This is a genomic window from Roseovarius sp. SCSIO 43702 (assembly GCF_019599045.1).
In the GTDB taxonomy this organism is placed as follows: Bacteria; Pseudomonadota; Alphaproteobacteria; order Rhodobacterales; family Rhodobacteraceae; genus Roseovarius.
On the sequence record NZ_CP080623.1, the window covers coordinates 2,548,426 to 2,565,531 of the forward strand.

The following is a 17,106-nucleotide window of genomic DNA, read 5'->3' on the forward strand; positions in this document are numbered from 1 at the left end:
CCTTACTCCGCGGCCTGCGCGGGGGCCGTCCGTTCCGCGTTGAAGGTGAAGAGCGTTTCGCCATTGATCGTGTAGCCATTGATCAGCGCCTCGGCGCGCTCGGAGACGAACCACTCCTCGACCCGCATCGCGAGATCGGCTTTCACATGCGGATGCGCTTCGGGGCTCACCGGCAGGTAGGCATACTGGTTGAAGAGCACCGGATCGCCCGCGAAGAGCAGCGCCAAATCGCCCTTGTTGCCGAAATTGAGCCAGCTCGCGCGATCGGACATGATATAGGCATCGAGCCCCGATGCAGTGTTGAGCGCCGCGCCCATGCCGGCGCCGACCTCCTTGTACCACTTGCCGAATTCCTCCGGGTCGAGATCGGCGCCGGCCCAGAGGCTCAGCTCCTTCTTGTGGGTGCCGCTGTCGTCGCCGCGGCTGACGAAGGGGGCTTCGGTCCCGGCGATGCGACCGAGCGCGCTTGCCGCGTCGGGGGCGGATGCCACGTCGGCCGGGTCGGCCTCGGGTCCGATGAAGACGAAATCGTTATACATGATCTCGCGCCGGTGCGTGCCATGGCCGCCCGCCAGGAACGCCTCTTCGGCCTTGCGCGAGTGGACGAGGATCGCGTCCACGTCGCCCGCCTCGCCAAGACGGATGGCCTGCCCGGTGCCCACGACCAGAAGCTGCACCTCGATGCCGGTATCCTCCTTGATCGCGGGCAGGAGGATGTCCGACAGGCCCGAGTTATGAAACGAGGTGGTGACGGCTATTTTCATCTCGTCCGCGTGGCCGGCGGTGGCCGCCACGAGACAGGCGAGTGCTGCGATGATGCGATGTTTCATTCCACTATGTCTCCTTTCAGGAAGGCCCGCGCCTGCGGGCTCTGGGGGTGGGTGAAGAAGCTCTGCGCGGCGGCGTGTTCCTCGATCCGGCCGCCGCGCACGAACAGGACGTCATCGGCAAGGCGCCGGGCCTGTCCCATGTCATGCGTCGACATGATGAGGCGCGTGCCCCCGGCGCGGGCCTGCACGAGAATTTCCTCGATCTCGCGCGTCGCCCGCCCATCGAGCGAGGCGGTCGGCTCGTCAAGGAAAAGGACGTCTGGCCCGCCGATCAGCGCCCGCGCGAGCGCCAGTTTCTGCCGCTCGCCCCCCGAGAGGACCGGCGCGGGGCGGCTTATCATGTTCCCCAGGCCCACGCGCGTGGCCCAGTCCTCGGCCCGGGCGCGGGCCTCGGCGCGGCGCAGGCCGGAAAGGCGCAGCGGATAGGCGATATTGTCGCGCACCGACCGGCGCAGCATCACGGGCGTCTGGAAGACGAAGCCCTGCCGTGCGCGTGCCTCATCCTCGGGGCAGGCCCAGCGCACCTCGCCCTCCTGCACGCGTGCGATCCCGTGCAGCATCTTCAGAAGCGTCGTCTTGCCCGCGCCGTTGGGGCCGATGACAACGGTGACGCCCGCGCGGCCCAGTTCCAGGTCTATGGGCCCGACGATGACGCGGCCGCGCACGCGGGCCACCGCGCCACGCGCCACCAGCGGGAAGAGATCGGGGGCCTGCCTGCTCACCACCGCCCCTCCCTCTCGGTCCGGCCCAGCCAGTGGATCGCGAAGTTCACGCCGATCGCCATGGCGATGAGCACGAAGCCCAGCGCCAGCGCCAACGCGAAGTCGCCCTTGCCGGTCTCGAGCGCGATGGCGGTCGTCAACACGCGCGTCGCGTTGTCGATATTGCCGCCCACGATCATGATCGCCCCGACCTCGCCGATGGCGCGGCCGAACCCGGCGAGCGAGGCGGTCAGCAACGCGCGCCGCCCGTCCCAGATGAGCGCCGCCATACGCTGCCGCCTGGTCGTGTTGAGCGAGATCAGGAGGTCATGGTATTCGGCCCAGAGCTCGCGCAGCGCCTGGTGCGCGATGGACGCGATGAGCGGCACGATGATGATCACCTGCGCGATGATCATCGCGGTCGGCGTGAAGAGAAGACCCAGCACACCGAAGGGCCCCTGCCGCGACAGCAGCACGTAGACCACGAGCCCGACCACCACGGGCGGCAGCCCCATCAGCGCGTTGAGCACCGCGATGGTGGCGCGACGGAAGCGGAACCGCGAGATGACGAGAAGTGCCGACAAGGGGAGCGCGATGGTGCAGGCGATCACGAGCGCGCTCAGTGTCACACGGAGCGAACGGAGCGTGATCTCGACCAGATCCGCATCCAGCGTCGCCACGAGCCACACGGCCTGTGCCAATCCATCCCAGAGATCGCCCACGTCCCACGCGCCCCCGCGCCAGAAAACTCGCCATCACAGACCACACTCGCGCCCGAAGGGAAAGGGGCGGTCCTTCATCCTGCCGAAAATATCCTCGCCGAAGGCACGGAAAAATCTGCGGATTTTTCCGATCGGCGATCGGCCTCCACCTGCGGCGCCGTCTCTGCACGGATCGGCGACGAAACGGCGCTTGACCCAACGGGGTGCATGATCGCAAGTTCGGGCGACCGCTCCGTTACGGGACAGCTCGCATGGCCACATATCTCGACCGCACCACCGACATCCTGGGCAGGCTGATTTCCTACCCGACCATCTCGGACCAGAGCAATCTCGACATGATCGCGGAGTTGCGCGACCGGCTCGAGGACGACGGCGCGCGGGTCGATGTCTGGTATGACGAGACGGGAGCCAAGGCCAACCTCTTCGCCACGCTCGGACCCGAGGGCGACGGTGGCATCGTCCTTTCCGGTCATACCGACGTGGTGCCGGTGGCCGACCAGGACTGGACCACCGACCCCTTCCTGTCCGATATCCGGGACGGTCGGGTATATGGGCGCGGCAGTTGCGACATGAAGGGCTTCATCGCCGCCTGCGTGGCGCTTGCGCCGCTGTTTGCGCGGAAGGTCGCACGCCGGCCCGTGCATTTCGCGTTCACCTATGACGAGGAGACGGGGTGTTTCGGCGGGCAGGCCCTGATCGAAAGCCTGCGCGCCAAGGGTCTGCGCCCCGGCCTCGCGCTCATCGGAGAGCCCACGTCGATGCGGGTGATCGAAGGCCACAAGGGCTGCTACGAATACAGCACCCATTTCCACGGGCTGGCCGGGCACGGCTCGGACCCGGAACGGGGTGTGAACGCGGTCGAATACGCGGCGCGCTACGTGGCGCGGTTGCTCGAGTTGAAGGATGCGCTGCGCGAACGTGCCCCGAGGAACGGCAAGTTCGATCCGCCCTGGACCACGATCAATACCGGCGCGCTGAATGGCGGGGTGGCGCATAACGTGATCCCCAGCTCGGCGCGCGTCGACTGGGAGATGCGGCCCGTGCAGGCGTCGGATGCGGATTTCGTCAAGGACAGCCTTCGGGACTATTGCGAGGATGTCCTCTTGCCCGCGATGCAGGCCGTCGATCCCATGGCCCGGATCGACACAGAGATCATCGCCGAGGTCAGCGGGCTGGAACCCGCCGAGGCGAACGAGGCGCGGGCGATTATCCTGGAACTGACCGGCGCGGAACATTCCGAACTGGTGGCGTTCGGCACCGAGGCCGGTCTTTTCCAGCAATACGGGATGTCGGCCGTCGTCTGCGGACCGGGATCCATCGAGCATGCGCACAAGCCCGACGAGTTCGTCTCGCTTGAGCAGTTGTCGCAATGCGTCGGGATGCTGGAGCGGCTGGCAGAGACGCTGTAGATCAGGACGCTATTGCCGCCTGAAAGTCAGATAATGCGGCACCCGGCCCTCGCGCAGGGCCTTCTTCTCGTAGCGGGTGGAGATCCAGTCGTCCCAGGGCGCGCGCCAGTCCGATGGGCGCTCGGCCAGCCAGTCGAAGCCCTGGCGCGGCACCTCCTCGAGCGTCTGGCGAACGTAGTCGGGGATATCCGTCGCCACCCGCAGGATCGCGCCGGGTTTCATCACGCGCGCCAGCGGTTCAAGATGCTCCGGCGTGACGAAGCGGCGGCGATGATGGCGTTTCTTCGGCCATGGATCGGGATAGAGCAGGAACGCGCGCGAAATGCTTGCCCGCGGCAACACGTCGAAGAGATCGCGCACGTCGCCGGGGTGAACGGAAAGGTTTTCGACGCCCGCACGCCGGATCTTGCCCAGCAGCATGGCGACACCGTTGATGAACGGCTCGGCCCCGATGATCGCCACGCCGGGATGCGCCTGCGCCTGGTGGATGAGGTGTTCTCCGCCGCCGAAACCGATCTCGAGCCAGACGTCGCGGTCGCCGAAACGGGCATCGAGATCGAGCGGCGTGCGATCGGGGTTCTCGTCCCATCCGACAGGTCCGGGCGACAGCGCGGCAAGGTCCTCGTCCAGATACCTCTGCTGGCTTGGCTTCAACGCCTTGCCCTTGAAACGACCGTAGAAGTTTCGCCAGGGCGCGCCCGAGGCATGCGTGGCCGGTTTGTCATCCTTGCTCATGGCGCTGGCATTTAGCGCCGCCGCGTCGGCGGTGCAATCCGTTAGCTTGAACCCGTCCTTCAGTCGCCGTTCGATACCTGGCCGGCGCCGAACCCTCGCCCGCCTGCCGCCTCCGAGCCGCCGCCCGGGGCACCGCCGGCCGCCGTGCTTGATCCGGCGGCAAGGCCGTTTTCCTCTTCGGTGATGAAGGCCACAAGCGATTGAAGATCGGGATTGGTCTCCTCTACGAAAGTTCTGATCCGGCGCATGGCGGCCTGCATTCGGGCCGGGTCATGTGCTCCCGGCCGAAAGCCCGGCGTGCCCGCCACGTTCCGGGCCGCGGCGAAAGCAAGCGCGGGCTGCGCCGGTTGCCGCGTCCCCGCCCAGCGTGGACCGCCAAGCCAGACGGCGGCGAACATGACCTTCGCCTTGATCTCGGGCACGCCGCCCACGCGCAGCGCGTCGTAGAACATCACGTGCACGTCATGCCATGGTGCAGCGTGGTAGTTCGGCCCGCTCTCGTTGCCGATGCCGCAATAGGCGTCGTGGAGCGCCGCCGCGTTGGTGAAGTCCTGCGACGTCGGCTCGCCGACGATGCCGACGAAGATCTGCGGGATGGAGGCGCCGTCGGTGATGATCCCTTCGTGGGCGATCCACCGTTGCCGCCCGCCATCGAGGAACTGAAGCTCGTTGAGCGTGGGATAGAACGCCGCGGTGCGGGACGGGATGCGCGTGGGCCGCGAGCGGTCCACCTGAACCGGGCTGTTGATGAACCGGCAATTGGCATCGCCGCGCTCACAGGTCGCCGCCACGGCAGGCACATCCGGCTCGGACGGGCGCACCGACAGCACGTCGCAGGCCATCAGCGAGAGGCTCGCGCCGGCGACCAGGAGAGGAAACAGGGCCTTCATGCCCGGCCATGGTCGGCAAATTGCACGGTCGTGTCAAATCCGCGCGACCCGCGACCGCAGCGACGGGGCGCGCGCAGGCCCCGCCGTTGCGATGCGACTGGCCTCAGACTTCCTTCCTGAGCGTGTCGACGAGATCCAGACGCTCCCAGCTGAACCCGCCGTCATCCTCGGGTTCGCGACCGAAATGGCCGTAGGCGGCGGTGCGCTCGTAGATGGGCTTGTTGAGGTCGAGCGCCTCGCGGATACCGCGCGGTGTGAGGTCCATGGACTTGCGGATGGCCTTCTCGATATCCGCCGGATCGACTTCGCCAGTGCCATGCGTGTCCGCATAGATGGACAGCGGTTTCGACACGCCGATCGCATAGCTGAGCTGGATCGTGACGCGCTCGGCCATGCCGGCGGCGACGACGTTCTTGGCAAGATACCGGGCGGCGTAGGCCGCGGAGCGGTCCACCTTGGTCGGGTCCTTGCCCGAGAAGGCGCCGCCGCCATGGGGCGCCGCCCCCCCGTATGTGTCCACGATGATCTTGCGCCCGGTGAGGCCCGCATCGCCATCCGGCCCGCCGATCACGAATTTCCCGGTCGGGTTCACATGCCACTCGGTCTCCTCGGTGAGCCATCCGTCGGGCAGCACCTCGCGGATATAAGGCTCGACGATGGCGCGGATGTCATCGCTTTCGAGACTTTCATCGAGATGCTGGGTGGACAGCACCAGCGAGCTCACGCGCACCGGCTTGCCGTCCTCGTAGACGACCGAAAGCTGGCTTTTCGCATCCGGGCCGAGCACGGGTTCCGCGCCGCTCTTGCGCACTTCGGCGAGGCGGCGCAGGATCGCGTGGCTGAACTGGATGGGGGCCGGCATATAGGCGTCGGTCTCATTCGTGGCGAAGCCGAACATGATGCCCTGATCGCCCGCACCGTCCTTGTCGACGCCTTGCGAGATATGCGCCGACTGCTCGTGCAGGAAGTTCAGGACATGGCAGGTGTTCCAGTGGAACTTCTCCTGCTCGTAGCCGATGTCCTTGATGCAATCGCGCGCGATCTGGTTGACGCGGCCCATGAAATCCTTGAGCCGTTCCTCGCAGGACAACCCGATCTCGCCTCCGATCACCACGAGGCCCGAGGTCGCGAAGGTCTCGGCCGCGACACGTGCCGTGTCCTCCTTGCGCAGCAATGCGTCGAGGATCGCATCCGAGATCCGGTCACAGACCTTGTCCGGGTGCCCCTCCGACACGGATTCGGAGGTGAAGATGTAGTTGTCTCTTGCCATGGGAATGCTCCATTAAGGGTTACCCCGTCACGCCAGGAAGCCGTTGTGACAGTTGTTTCTCCGTTACGCGCAGGCGGCGCGGGGGTCAATCACGAAGAGCGGCCGCACGCGGCCCGCGTGTCAGGAAAGCGGCAAACAGGCTCAAAAGCGCCACACCGAAGAGCGGCCAGTCGCCCCAGCGGGCATAGGGCGTCGCGGGGCGCGCGCCGGGCAAGATCGCGTCGATATACCCGGTTTCACCCAGGCCGAGCCGCGCCGTCACCGCGCCTTGCGCGTCGATCATCGCCGAGATCCCGGTATTCGCGGCACGGATCATCGGCAGGCCGGTCTCGATGGCGCGCATACGCGCATGATCGAGATGCATGTAGGGCATCGTGAGCTGACCGAACCACGCATCGTTGGTGACGAGCACGCTCCAATCCGCACGCCCCTCGAAACCGCGCAGGTCATGGGGAAAGATGCCCTCGTAGCAGATGAGCGGCAGGCCCTGCCCCAGCTCGCCCAGGTCGAGAAGCGGCTGCTCCCAGGGACCGGGCGCATAGCCGTAGCCCTGTGCCGAGGCGAGATGCGTGATGCCGAGCCGACCCAGCGCGTCGCCGAAGGGAACATATTCGCCGAAGGGCACGAGATGGCGCTTGTCATAGACCTGCAGCCCCTCGTCGGTCAGCGCGGCGAGCGAGTTGTAGTAGAGCAGCCCCTCGTTGCGCTGCACGCCGAAGATCAGGGGGGCGCCTCGGGCCGCGTCGCTCATTTCGGCGACGAACGCCCCTGCCCGATCGAGGAGCGCGGGCACCGAGGTTTCGGGCCAGACGACGAGATCGGGCGCGCGCCCCGCCGCACCCTCCTCCGCCGTGAGATCGAGCGCGCGCTCGAAGAAACGGATCATGTGATCGGGATGCCACTTGAGGTGCTGCGGCGCGTTGGGTTGCACGATCCGCACGAGGTGATCGGTGGGCTGGGGCCCGCCCGCCTGGCGCTGCGCGCCCCAGAACCATGCGCCGCCGACGAGCAGTGCAAGCGCCACGAAGGCAACCACCCGCGCGCGACCCGATACGGCCATCATCGCCGCGACCAGTCCGAGCGACAGGAAGGTCAGGCCGTGGACACCCCCCAGGGCCGCGAGTTGCGCCACGGGAGTTTCAAGCCAGAACGATCCGATGGGCGACCAGGGAAACCCCGTGAGCGCGTAGGCACGGAAGAACTCGGCCAGCATGAAGGACGGCACGAGCGCCAGCGCGATGCGACGCTGCTCCCCGGCCAGCCAATGCGCAAGCAACGTGGCCGTTCCCCAGATGAGGGACATGCCTCCCGCGATACCGAGCACCGCGAAGGGGGCCATCCAGCCGTGTCGCACGGGATCGACGAGAAACGGGTCGACGATCCAGAAATGGGTCGCCGTGAAATAGCCCACCCCCCCGATCCATCCGCGCCAGAACGCGGCACGCAGGCGCGAAGCGGGTTGCGAGAGAGCCCACAGAAGCAGGACGAACGCCAGCGCGGCAAGCCACCACAGCGAGAACGGCGCCTGCCCCGTGCCCATCGCCGCGCCGGTCCCGAGGCAGAGCCAGCGCAGTCGACCTTCACTCACCCGCGATGTCCGTGAGGCGCACGCGGAGCCGCTTGACGCGTCTCGGATCGGCCTCCAGCACTTCGATCACCGCGCCGGTCGGGTGTTCGATCACCTCGCCGCGAACCGGCACCCGGCCCAGCATCATGACCACCAGCCCGCCCAGCGTGTCGATCTCCTCTTCGTCGACATCCTCCATCTCGGTGAGCGAGAGACCGGTTTCCGCCTCGAATTCGTCAAGCGGGGTCTTGGCCAGGGCGATGTAACAGCCCGGTTTTTCCTCGGTCCAGTAGTTCTCGTCGTCGATGTCGTGCTCGTCCTCGATCTCGCCCACGACCTGCTCGATCAGATCCTCGATGGTCACGAGCCCGTCGACACCGCCATATTCGTCGATGACAAGCGCCATGTGGCGTCGTTCGCTCTGCATCTTGGCCATCAGCACGCCGATCGGCATCGAGGGCGGCACGTAGAACATCGGGCGCAGCAGACGCTTGAGCGAGAAGCGCGCACCGGTGCCGTTGAACCCGTGCTTGAGCGCGAAATCCTTGACGTGCACCATGCCGAGGGGCGTATCGAGCGTCCCCTTGTAGACCGGCAGGCGCGAAAGCCCGCTTTCGCGGAAGACCTCGACGAGCTCGTCCTTGGTGATCGTGCTCGGCACGCTCACGATGTCGGCCTTGGGAATCGCCACGTCCTCGACGGTCTTGCGGCTGAGATTGACCATGCCGGGCACGTCGGAGGCATGGGGGGCGCTCGATGCGGCCGCGTCCTCGTCCTCGGAGTCGCCCGGAACGAACGAGCCGAAAATGCGCGAAAAGAATCCGCCCCGCTCGTCGTCATCTTCCGGCCTCGTGTCCTGCGCGCGCTGCGCCGCCGTAGAAGACCCGTCTGTGCTCTCGCCCATCTTTCTCTTTCCGTTTGCGCGGACCTTTCCGGCCCGCCTCAGATGTAGGGGTCTGTTATCCCCATTTCACCCAGTATCGCAACCTCCAGCCGCTCCATCAAGGCGGCATCCCGCGCGTCCTCGTGGTCGTAGCCCAAAAGATGCAGCGTCGCGTGCACGAGCAGGTGGGTGACGTGATCGGCCAGTGGCCTGCCGGCGCCGTCCGCCTCGCGCGCGCAGGTGTCGAAGGCGATGGCGATGTCGCCCAGCTCCGTGTCGCCTTGCGGATCGGGCGGATCGGGCGCCTTGCCGGGCGTCGCTGCCGCGCGTTCCTCGCTGGGCCAGCTCAGCACGTTGGTCGGCCGGGGCTTGTCCCGGAAATCGGCATTCAGGACGGCGATGCGGGCGTCGTCACAGCCAAGCACGCTTACGTGCCACTCGCCGGGATCGAGACCCAGATGCGCGAGCGTCGCGGCCGCCGCCCGCTCGGCCAGCGCGGCAAGCCCCGCCTCGTGCCAGCGGACATCCTCGATCAGTGTTTCGGTCGGCATAGGTCGGTGCGCGAGCCCCTTCGGTCAGGCCGGGTTGTCCGCGTCATAGGCCTCGATGATCGCTGCGACAAGCGGGTGGCGCACGACGTCCTTCGCGGTGAAGTAGTTGAAGCTGATCCCCTTGATCCCGCCCAGCAGACGCTCGGCATCGTGCAAGCCGCTCGTCACGCCGCGGGGGAGGTCCACCTGGCTACGGTCGCCGGTGATGACCATCCGGCTCCCCTCGCCCAGTCGGGTCAGGAACATCTTCATCTGCATCGAGGTCGCGTTCTGCGCCTCGTCGAGCACCACGAAGGCGTTGGCAAGGGTCCGGCCCCGCATGAAGGCGAGCGGCGCGATCTCGATCTTCTTCTCCTCGATGAGCTTCGCAAGCTGCTTGCCCGGAAGAAAGTCGTTCAACGCATCGTAGAGCGGCTGCATGTAGGGATCGACCTTGTCCTTCATGTCGCCCGGCAGGTAGCCCAGCTTCTCGCCCGCCTCGACCGCCGGGCGGCTGAGGATGATGCGGTCCACCTGGCCCTGGATGAACATGCTCACCCCCACCGCCACGGCAAGATAGGTCTTGCCGGTTCCGGCGGGGCCGATACCGAAGGCCATCTCGTTGTTGAAGAGCGAAAGCACATAGGCCTTCTGGGCATCGGTGCGCGGCTCGACAAGCTTCTTGCGGGTCTTGATCTCGACCGGACCGCCCTTGAACATCTCGAGCTGATCGCCATTCTCGCCGCCCGGCGACGCATCGCCGCCGCCCATGCGCAATTCGCGGTCGACATCGCCGCGTTCGAGGCTCTTGCCCCCTTCGAGCCGCGCGTAGAGCGACCGCAACACCTCGAGCGCCTCGGCCCGCTGCTCCTCCTCCCCGAAGATCACGAGGCGATTGCCGCGGCGGAGTATCTGAACCCCGGTGGCGCGCTCGATCTCGGCGAGATTGCGGTCATGCTCGCCACAAAGGTCGATGAGCAGGAAGTTGTCGGGAAACTCGATGACCTCCTCGCGGTCGGAGGTCTGCTCGGTCTCGGGCGTCAGGGCGGTGGGAGGCAATCAGGGCTCCTGCGAAGAAGGTTCGGACTATCGTGCCGTGTCACTGCGCGCGGCGCAAGTGCGGGGCGGGCACGGGAGCGGCGATACGCAAAAAAACCGCGGGCCTCGTGACCCGCGGTCTCAGCTCGGCGGACTGCCGATGCGGCATCAGATCGGGTCGGAAACAGGCGAGCCCTGGTTGTAGGGGCCGACCGCGGTGTTCGGCGGCGCGACGCCCGAGCAGACCGGTTTGCCATACTTGTCGAGCCGCTGCGAGAGATAGCCCTCGATCCCGTCGTCGATGATCCAGTGATCGCAGCCATTGGGATCGACCCAGATGCCGGCCTTGAGCTGGCTCAGGTGCTTGCTGTCGAACCCTCGGTCCACGGTCTTGTCGGTCTTTTCGCCATCGCAAGCCGACACGAGAAGCGCGGCCGTCAGGGCGAGCGTGATATGTGCAATTTTCATGATCGCCCCCTTCAGCGAATGCAGATGATTTCGACGCGGCGATTGGCCTGCATGCCGGCGGCGGTGTTGTTGGACGCTTTCGGCATCCGTTCGCCATAGCCGCGCACGTCGGCGATGCGCGCCCCCGACGCCTGCGCCACGCGCGCAACCGCGTTCGCGCGCCGCAGCGACAGGTCCATGTTGTAGCTGTCGGATGCGCGGCTGTCGGTATGGCCGGTGATGATGTAGGACACCGCGTTCGCCTTGCGGAAGAAATTGGCGAGATGCTGTCGCGCCGAGGCCCCGAGCCGCGCGCTGTCGGTCGCGAAGAGCTGATCGGTGTTTATCACACCGCAGACATTGCCGCGCCGGCAGACCGGGATGCCCTGCCGGTTCACATGCGGCGTCATGTAGCCCTCCCAACCGTCATCCATGACCCAGTGCTCGCACCCGTCCGGGTCGACCCAGATGGTCGGCGTGTAGTTACTGCCCTGCTGCTGGGCCGCGGCGGGCCCTCCGCTCACGAGCAGCGCAGCACCGAGAGCGACGGCAGCCAGGCCGCTCGCGAGGTTGCGCAATGACGTCGAAAATCTCCCCGTCACGGTCGTTATCCTTCTACTGTTCCCCCAAGGACCCCCCGGTTTGGCAGCTGGGCGGGTCACGAAATTATCGTTCAACCTTAGCAGCTTTGCAGAAGTTGTGAAGAAAAAAGAGGGCACGCGGCCCCGCGCGGACGGCAATTGCCGGACAAGGTGACGGAGCGGCAACCGAAAGACGGGCATCGCCGGGGGCGGAGCGAAAGGGAATCGCCGGGTGGGCCCCGTCAGGCAAGCTCTCCGGCGAGCGAGTTCGATCCGCTCTCGACGATCCGGACACGCCGCAGATCGCCCACGGCCACGTCGGCATCACGCACGTGCACCGCGTGAAGATGGTCCGACTTGCCGGCCATCTGCCCCGGCAGGCGGCCGGCCTTCTCGAACAGCACGCCGACCTCGCGCCCGACCATGGCGTCCTGAACCTTGCGCTGCTGGCGGGTGATGAGGTCCTGCAGGCGGTGCAGGCGCTCGGTCTTGACGTCCTCATCGATCTGCGCGCGTTCCGCCGCCGGGGTGCCGGGCCGCGTGGAATACTTGAAGGAGTAGGCATAGCCGTATTCGACCGTTTCGACGAGATCGAGCGTCGCCTGGAAATCCTCTTCGGTTTCCTCGGGGAAGCCGACGATGAAATCACCCGACATCAGGATGTCGGGGCGCGCGGCGCGGATGCGCTCGATCAGGCGCAGGTAGCTTTCGGCGGTGTGGCTGCGGTTCATCCGCTTGAGGATCCGGTCGCTGCCCGACTGGACGGGAAGATGCAGGTAGGGCATGAGCTTGTCGCAGTCGCCATGCGCCGCGATCAGGTCGTCGTCCATGTCGTTCGGGTGAGAGGTGGTGAAGCGGATCCGCTCGAGCCCGTCTACCTTGTCGAGCGCCCAGATGAGGCGGGCAAGGCTCCATTCCTCGCCGTCGGGGCCTGCGCCGTGATAGGCGTTGACGTTCTGACCCAGAAGCGTGATCTCGCGCACGCCGCGCTCCACCAGGTCGCGCGCCTCGTCCAGAACCGCCTCAACCGGGCGGCTGTATTCGGCGCCGCGCGTATAGGGAACGACGCAGAAGGCGCAGAACTTGTCACACCCTTCCTGCACGCTCAGGAACGCGGTCGGACCGCGCGCGGCCTTGGGACGGCCCTTGAGCCTGGCGAACTTGTCCTCTTCGGGAAAGTCGGTGACGAGCGCCTTCTTCCCCTCGCGCGTCCGCGCCTCCATCTCGGGCAGGTGATGATAGCTCGACGGCCCGACAACGAGGTCCACCAGCGGCTGGCGGCGCATGATCTCCTCGCCCTCGGCCTGCGCCACGCAGCCCGCGACGCCGATCTTGAGATCGGGCCGGTCCGCTTTCAGCCCCTTGAAGCGGCCGAGTTCGGAATAGACCTTCTCGGCGGCCTTCTCGCGGATGTGGCAGGTGTTGAGAAGGATCATGTCGGCATCGTCGGGCGTCTGCGTCTCGACATAGCCCCGACCGCCCAGCGCCTCGACCATGCGCTCGCTGTCGTAGACGTTCATCTGACATCCATAGGTCTTGATGTAGAGTTTCTTGGGCTCGGACATGGCGCGTGCTCCGGGATCGGGGTCGGGCGCCTGCTATAACAGGTCGCCGCTCACTTGCAATAGAGGCGCTTTTCGCACACCCTGCGGGGAAAAGACCGGGGCAGACGACGGATGCAGTATTCAGACCTCACCGATTTCCTTTCGACCGGGGCCGCGGCCCTCGCGAAGGGGCCCATCGCGATGGTCTTCGCCGAGGATCCGGTCGAGCTCGACTCGACGCTCCGCCATCATCTCGACGCGGGATTCCGCGCGGTCCTCGTCTTTGCGCCGGAAAACTTCACGCTCGCCGCCGACGTGGTGGACGAGGTGCATCGCGTGGGCTTCGACCGGGCGCGCGGCGACCTGCTCACCGATCACGTGAACCGCGTGATCGCGGCGGCGCCGGGGCAATGGCTCTATTACTGCTACAACGCCGAATACCTGTTCTACCCGTTCTGCGAGACGCGAACGGTGGGCGAGATGCTGAGTTTTCATGCCGAGGAACGGCGCGACGCGATGCTGAGCTACGTGATCGACCTCTACGCGGGCGATCTCGGGCGCTATCGGGACGCGGTGTCGATCGAGGATGCCTATCTGGACCGGACGGGATATTACGCCCTTGCCCGGCCCGACCCCGCCAACAACAACTATCCCAAGGAACGGCAGCTCGATTTCTTCGGCGGGCTGCGCTGGCGCTACGAGGAACATATCCCCCCGCCGCGCCGCAAGATCGACCGCATCGCGCTTTTCCGCGCGAAGGAGGGTTTGACCCTGCGCGAGGATCACACCTTCTCCGACGAGGAATACAACACCTACGCCTGCCCGTGGCACAACAACCTGACCTCGGCCATCGTCTCGTTCCGCACGGCGAAGGCGCTCAAGCTCAATCCCGGCTCCACCTTCGATATCGAGACGTTCAAGTGGCATAATTCCACCCCGTTCGAGTGGCATTCGCGCCAGTTGCTCGACCTCGGGCTTATGGAACCGGGACAGTGGTTCTGAGCAGCTAAAAAGCCGCTCGCGCAGATCGCGGCGTTCAACCGCCGCTCTTGCGGCGCTCGCGCGTGCTGGGATGTTCCGAAGGCTTGAACGGAACCTCGCAGACCTCGGCGGGAACGGGGCCGTCGCCGTCGGAATACGGCTGCGGCAGTTCGACGCGCAGCTTCGTGCCCACGTCCGACTTGTCCCACGGCACGTAACCCAGCGCGATGTTGGTGCCCAGTTCGGGCGACCACCAGGGCGAGGTGACGTAGCCGCAGCGCGTGCCCGCCTCGTCGGTGATGAGCCAGAAATCCGGCGCGTAATCGGTGATCGGCTCACCGCCCAGCGTCATGCCCACGAGGCAGAGCGCGAAGGGCGGCTCGCCTGCGTCGATGGCGTCGCGTTGCGCCTCCAGCGCGGCGCGACCGATATAGTCGGCCTCCTTGTCGCGCGGCACCTGGAAGGCAAGGTTCACCTGGAAGGGCGAGGTTTCCGCATCCATGTCCTGGCCCCAGCTCAGGATGCCCGCCGCGATGCGCCGGTGATGGCCCGGCGCGATCACCCGCAGGCCGTGGCACGCCCCGGCGGTGCGGATCGCGTACCAGACTGCCTCGGCATTGCGGGACGCGTCCCGAACGTAGACCTCGTACCCCTTCTCGCCGGAGAACCCGGTCTGGCTGATGAGCACCGGCACGCCACCGATCCGGGCTTCCATCAAGCCGTAATAGGGCACGTCGCGCACCTCGCTCCCCACGAGATCGACCATCAGCGCCTCGGATTTCGGACCCTGCACCTGCAACGGGGCCACGTCGATCTCGGCGATGTCCACATCGAACCGGCGCGGCGTGTTCACCCCCTGGAGCCAGAGCATGAGGTCGCTGTCGGAGAGCGAGAACCAGAATTCATCGTCGCCGGGCCTGAGCAGGACCGGGTCGTTGAGAATGCCGCCGGCCTCGTTGCAGAGGATCACGTATTTGCCGTGCATCGGCTCGATCTTCGTGGCGTCGCGCGTGATGACATGGTTGACGAACGCCTCGGCCTCCGGCCCCTTGACGCGGATCTGCCGCTCGACCGAGACGTCCCACAGCGTCACGGCGTTGACCAGCGCGTCATACTCGGCCATCGCGCCGCCCTCCTCGGGGCGGACGTAGCCGCGCGGGTGATACATGCGGTTGTAGACCGTCGCGCGCCAGCATCCGGCCTCGACGGCCAGATGCCAGAAGGGCGATTTGCGCACCCGCGTCGAGATCAGCATCTCGACCGGCGTTCGGCCCGACTGGCGCAGGTTGCGCGGCACGAGACGGTCGGATTGATCCACCTCGGGCACGTTGGGATGCGTGTCGTCGCGTTGGCTCATGTCCGTGGCTCCTCGGTCAGTCGGGATCAGCCCATGTCTTCCTCGATCAGCCGGTCGTCCTTGACGCCGATCTCATGGAGCGCTTCGCGCACCGCGTCCATCATCGGCGGCGGACCGCAGAGATAGCAGCGCGACTCCGGCTCCACGAATTGCCGCAGGTAATCGCGCGTCAGGCGCTGCTGCGGCACGTCGCCGCCCGGTTCATCGACGACGAAGGCGCAGGTCAGCCCCTCCATCGCCTCGAACTTGTCGCGCCAGATGATGTCGTCCACCGTCTTGTTGGCGAAGACGAGCGTGGAGCCTTCGAGCGTGCCGTGATCGCGCAGCCGCTTTCGCAGGACGGCGATCATCGGCGTGACGCCCGCTCCGCCCGCGATGAAGACGCCGGGGCCTTCGTCCGAGATCGCGCCGAAAGGCCCCTTGATCCGCACCTTGTCACCCGCGCTCATCTTGCCGATCTGCTCGGTCACGCCATCATGGTCGGGATAGGACTTGATCACGAATTCCAGCGTGTCCTCGTCCGGCAGGGTCACGGGCGTGAAGGGCCGGCCCTCGTCCTCCCAGCCATCCTTGAGCAGGTGAAGTTCGACACCCTGCCCCGGTTCGAAGTCGAACCCCTCTGGCCGGTCGAAGACGAGATGGTGAGTGTCGTGGGTAACGGGTTCGATGCTCTTGAGCGTGAGTTCGTGCGACATGGGCGGCACCTCCTTTTCACCGCCCAACGCAGCCCCGGCCCGTTACGTTCCGCCGCACGGGGCGGATGGCCGCCCGTCTGCTGGTCGTGATCAAGATACGCGGGAGCGCGGCCCGTCCGCACCGCTTCCCGGCGTGTCAGAGGTTCTCGGCCTGCGGCATCCCGAGGATGTGGAATCCGCCGTCAACGTGGATGATCTCGCCCGTGGTGCAGGCGCCCGCGTCGGAGGCGAGATAGACCGCGGTGCCGCCCACCGCCTCGAGCGTGGCGTTGGCGCGCAGGGGCGCGTTCTGGTCGCAATGCTTGTAGGTGCGCCGCGCGCCGCCGATGGCCGCGCCCGCGAGCGTCTTCATGGGGCCGGGCGAGATCGCGTTCACGCGGATCCCGTCGGGACCGAGATCGTTGGCCAGGTAGCGCGTGGCCGATTCGAGCGCCGCCTTGGCCACGCCCATCACGTTGTAGTTCGGCACCACCTGGTTCGAGCCCTGGTAGGTGAGGGTCAGAAGCGTCCCGCCCTTCTCGGTCATCAGCGGGTGGGCACGGCGTGCCACGTCGATGAAGCTGTAGGCCGAGATGTCGAGCGAGTTCTTGAAATTGGCGCGGCTGGTGTTGAGAAACCGGCCCGTCAGTTCGGACTTGTCCGAAAAGGCGATCGCGTGGACCACGAAGTCGATCGTCGGCCAGCGTGCCGCGAGACCCTCGAAAGCGCTGTCGAGCGAGGCGTCGTCGGTGACGTCCACGTCTACCATGAAATCCGACCCGACGCTTTCGGCGAGCGGCCTGAGACGCTGGCCGAAGGCCTCGCCCTGGTGCGTGAAGGCCAGTTCGGCCCCCGCCTCGTGCATGGCTTTGGCGATGCCCCACGCGATGGAGCGGTCGTTCGCCACCCCCATGATCAGGCCCCGTTTGCCCTGCATTGCGCCCATG

18 protein-coding genes and 1 riboswitch are annotated in these 17,106 nt (G+C 66.5%); of the genes, 2 read left to right on the forward strand and 16 right to left on the reverse strand.

The window, feature by feature from the left end; translation table 11 throughout:
* Positions 1-2: 2 nt before the first annotated feature.
* The 3 genes from K1T73_RS12620 to K1T73_RS12630 are packed head-to-tail and all read right to left on the reverse strand — an operon-like array spanning position 3 to position 2,253.
* Positions 3-830 (reverse strand): substrate-binding domain-containing protein, encoded by an 828-nt coding sequence (locus K1T73_RS12620; protein WP_220601041.1) that lies wholly within the window; start codon positions 828-830, stop codon positions 3-5.
* Positions 827-1,552 carry an ATP-binding cassette domain-containing protein gene (locus tag K1T73_RS12625; protein WP_220601042.1) on the reverse strand — a complete coding sequence of 242 codons (726 nt, stop codon included), beginning with the start codon at positions 1,550-1,552 and terminating at the stop codon, positions 827-829. The genes K1T73_RS12620 and K1T73_RS12625 overlap by 4 nt, the downstream gene beginning before the upstream one ends.
* On the reverse strand, positions 1,549-2,253 hold the full coding sequence (locus K1T73_RS12630; RefSeq protein WP_220601043.1) for an ABC transporter permease: 705 nt from the start codon (positions 2,251-2,253) through the stop codon (positions 1,549-1,551). Before K1T73_RS12630 ends, K1T73_RS12625 begins: the two co-directional genes overlap by 4 nt.
* Before the next feature lie 251 nt (positions 2,254-2,504).
* Here K1T73_RS12630 and argE point away from each other — a divergent pair, with 251 nt between their 5' ends.
* The gene (argE, locus tag K1T73_RS12635; protein ID WP_220601044.1) at positions 2,505-3,662 is read left to right on the forward strand and encodes an acetylornithine deacetylase; all 1,158 of its coding nucleotides are present in this window, start codon (positions 2,505-2,507) and stop codon (positions 3,660-3,662) included.
* 9 nt (positions 3,663-3,671) lie between these two features.
* Here the strand turns inward: argE and K1T73_RS12640 are convergent, their stop codons facing one another.
* The 10 genes from K1T73_RS12640 to miaB form a co-directional block, all read right to left on the reverse strand.
* Positions 3,672-4,397 (reverse strand): tRNA (guanosine(46)-N(7))-methyltransferase TrmB, encoded by a 726-nt coding sequence (locus tag K1T73_RS12640; RefSeq protein ID WP_220601045.1) that lies wholly within the window; start codon positions 4,395-4,397, stop codon positions 3,672-3,674.
* Positions 4,398-4,456: 59 nt separating this feature from the next.
* A complete protein-coding gene (locus K1T73_RS12645; protein WP_220601046.1) occupies positions 4,457-5,287 on the reverse strand; it encodes a DUF1353 domain-containing protein in 831 nt (276 codons plus the stop codon).
* A 103-nt stretch (positions 5,288-5,390) separates the two neighbouring features.
* Complete coding sequence (gene metK / locus K1T73_RS12650) at positions 5,391-6,557, reverse strand: methionine adenosyltransferase (RefSeq protein WP_220601047.1); 1,167 nt, start codon at positions 6,555-6,557, stop codon at positions 5,391-5,393.
* Positions 6,558-6,562: 5 nt separating this feature from the next.
* Positions 6,563-6,612: riboswitch (SAM-SAH riboswitch) on the reverse strand.
* 30 nt (positions 6,613-6,642) lie between these two features.
* Complete coding sequence (gene lnt, locus K1T73_RS12655) at positions 6,643-8,145, reverse strand: apolipoprotein N-acyltransferase (protein WP_259400245.1); 1,503 nt, start codon at positions 8,143-8,145, stop codon at positions 6,643-6,645.
* Positions 8,138-9,028: a transporter associated domain-containing protein gene (locus K1T73_RS12660; RefSeq protein ID WP_220601048.1), complete on the reverse strand. Its 891-nt coding sequence runs from the start codon at positions 9,026-9,028 to the stop codon at positions 8,138-8,140. Before K1T73_RS12660 ends, lnt begins: the two co-directional genes overlap by 8 nt.
* A gap of 38 nt (positions 9,029-9,066) precedes the next feature.
* Entirely contained in the window at positions 9,067-9,558 is a 492-nt protein-coding gene (gene ybeY / locus K1T73_RS12665; protein ID WP_220601049.1) for an rRNA maturation RNase YbeY, read from the reverse strand.
* Positions 9,559-9,582: 24 nt separating this feature from the next.
* The gene (locus K1T73_RS12670) at positions 9,583-10,596 is read right to left on the reverse strand and encodes a PhoH family protein (RefSeq protein ID WP_220601050.1); all 1,014 of its coding nucleotides are present in this window, start codon (positions 10,594-10,596) and stop codon (positions 9,583-9,585) included.
* Positions 10,597-10,743: 147 nt separating this feature from the next.
* Positions 10,744-11,043 (reverse strand): hypothetical protein, encoded by a 300-nt coding sequence (locus K1T73_RS12675; protein WP_220601051.1) that lies wholly within the window; start codon positions 11,041-11,043, stop codon positions 10,744-10,746.
* 11 nt (positions 11,044-11,054) lie between these two features.
* Entirely contained in the window at positions 11,055-11,624 is a 570-nt protein-coding gene (locus K1T73_RS12680; protein WP_220601052.1) for an OmpA family protein, read from the reverse strand.
* A gap of 221 nt (positions 11,625-11,845) precedes the next feature.
* The gene (gene miaB / locus K1T73_RS12685; protein WP_220601053.1) at positions 11,846-13,168 is read right to left on the reverse strand and encodes a tRNA (N6-isopentenyl adenosine(37)-C2)-methylthiotransferase MiaB; all 1,323 of its coding nucleotides are present in this window, start codon (positions 13,166-13,168) and stop codon (positions 11,846-11,848) included.
* A 111-nt stretch (positions 13,169-13,279) separates the two neighbouring features.
* On the opposite strand from miaB, the gene K1T73_RS12690 reads away from it, so the two are divergent.
* Entirely contained in the window at positions 13,280-14,149 is an 870-nt protein-coding gene (locus K1T73_RS12690) for a glycosyltransferase family 2 protein (RefSeq protein WP_220601054.1), read from the forward strand.
* 34 nt (positions 14,150-14,183) lie between these two features.
* Here K1T73_RS12690 and K1T73_RS12695 read toward each other — a convergent pair whose 3' ends face one another.
* The 3 genes from K1T73_RS12695 to K1T73_RS12705 all read right to left on the reverse strand — a co-directional run bounded on the left by K1T73_RS12695 (position 14,184) and on the right by K1T73_RS12705 (position 17,105).
* Positions 14,184-15,485, reverse strand: coding sequence for an aminomethyltransferase family protein (locus K1T73_RS12695; protein WP_259400246.1), 1,302 nt, complete (start codon positions 15,483-15,485; stop codon positions 14,184-14,186).
* Positions 15,486-15,511: 26 nt separating this feature from the next.
* Entirely contained in the window at positions 15,512-16,180 is a 669-nt protein-coding gene (locus K1T73_RS12700) for an FAD-binding oxidoreductase (RefSeq protein ID WP_220601055.1), read from the reverse strand.
* A gap of 136 nt (positions 16,181-16,316) precedes the next feature.
* Entirely contained in the window at positions 16,317-17,105 is a 789-nt protein-coding gene (locus K1T73_RS12705) for an enoyl-ACP reductase (protein WP_220601056.1), read from the reverse strand.
* Position 17,106 lies beyond the last annotated feature (1 nt).

Bases quoted from the DNA above. Each gene is read 5' to 3' on its own strand.
- K1T73_RS12620 (WP_220601041.1), bottom strand. From the start codon at position 830: ATGAAACATCGCATCATCGCAGCACTCGCCTGTCTCGTGGCGGCCACC.
- argE (WP_220601044.1), top strand. From the start codon at position 2,505: ATGGCCACATATCTCGACCGCACCACCGACATCCTGGGCAGGCTGATT.
- K1T73_RS12640 (WP_220601045.1), bottom strand. From the start codon at position 4,397: ATGAGCAAGGATGACAAACCGGCCACGCATGCCTCGGGCGCGCCCTGG.
- K1T73_RS12645 (WP_220601046.1), bottom strand. From the start codon at position 5,287: ATGAAGGCCCTGTTTCCTCTCCTGGTCGCCGGCGCGAGCCTCTCGCTG.
- metK (WP_220601047.1), bottom strand. From the start codon at position 6,557: ATGGCAAGAGACAACTACATCTTCACCTCCGAATCCGTGTCGGAGGGG.
- K1T73_RS12660 (WP_220601048.1), bottom strand. From the start codon at position 9,028: ATGGGCGAGAGCACAGACGGGTCTTCTACGGCGGCGCAGCGCGCGCAG.
- ybeY (WP_220601049.1), bottom strand. From the start codon at position 9,558: ATGCCGACCGAAACACTGATCGAGGATGTCCGCTGGCACGAGGCGGGG.
- K1T73_RS12675 (WP_220601051.1), bottom strand. From the start codon at position 11,043: ATGAAAATTGCACATATCACGCTCGCCCTGACGGCCGCGCTTCTCGTG.
- miaB (WP_220601053.1), bottom strand. From the start codon at position 13,168: ATGTCCGAGCCCAAGAAACTCTACATCAAGACCTATGGATGTCAGATG.
- K1T73_RS12690 (WP_220601054.1), top strand. From the start codon at position 13,280: ATGCAGTATTCAGACCTCACCGATTTCCTTTCGACCGGGGCCGCGGCC.
- K1T73_RS12695 (WP_259400246.1), bottom strand. From the start codon at position 15,485: ATGAGCCAACGCGACGACACGCATCCCAACGTGCCCGAGGTGGATCAA.
- K1T73_RS12700 (WP_220601055.1), bottom strand. From the start codon at position 16,180: ATGTCGCACGAACTCACGCTCAAGAGCATCGAACCCGTTACCCACGAC.
- K1T73_RS12705 (WP_220601056.1), bottom strand. From the start codon at position 17,105: ATGGGCGCAATGCAGGGCAAACGGGGCCTGATCATGGGGGTGGCGAAC.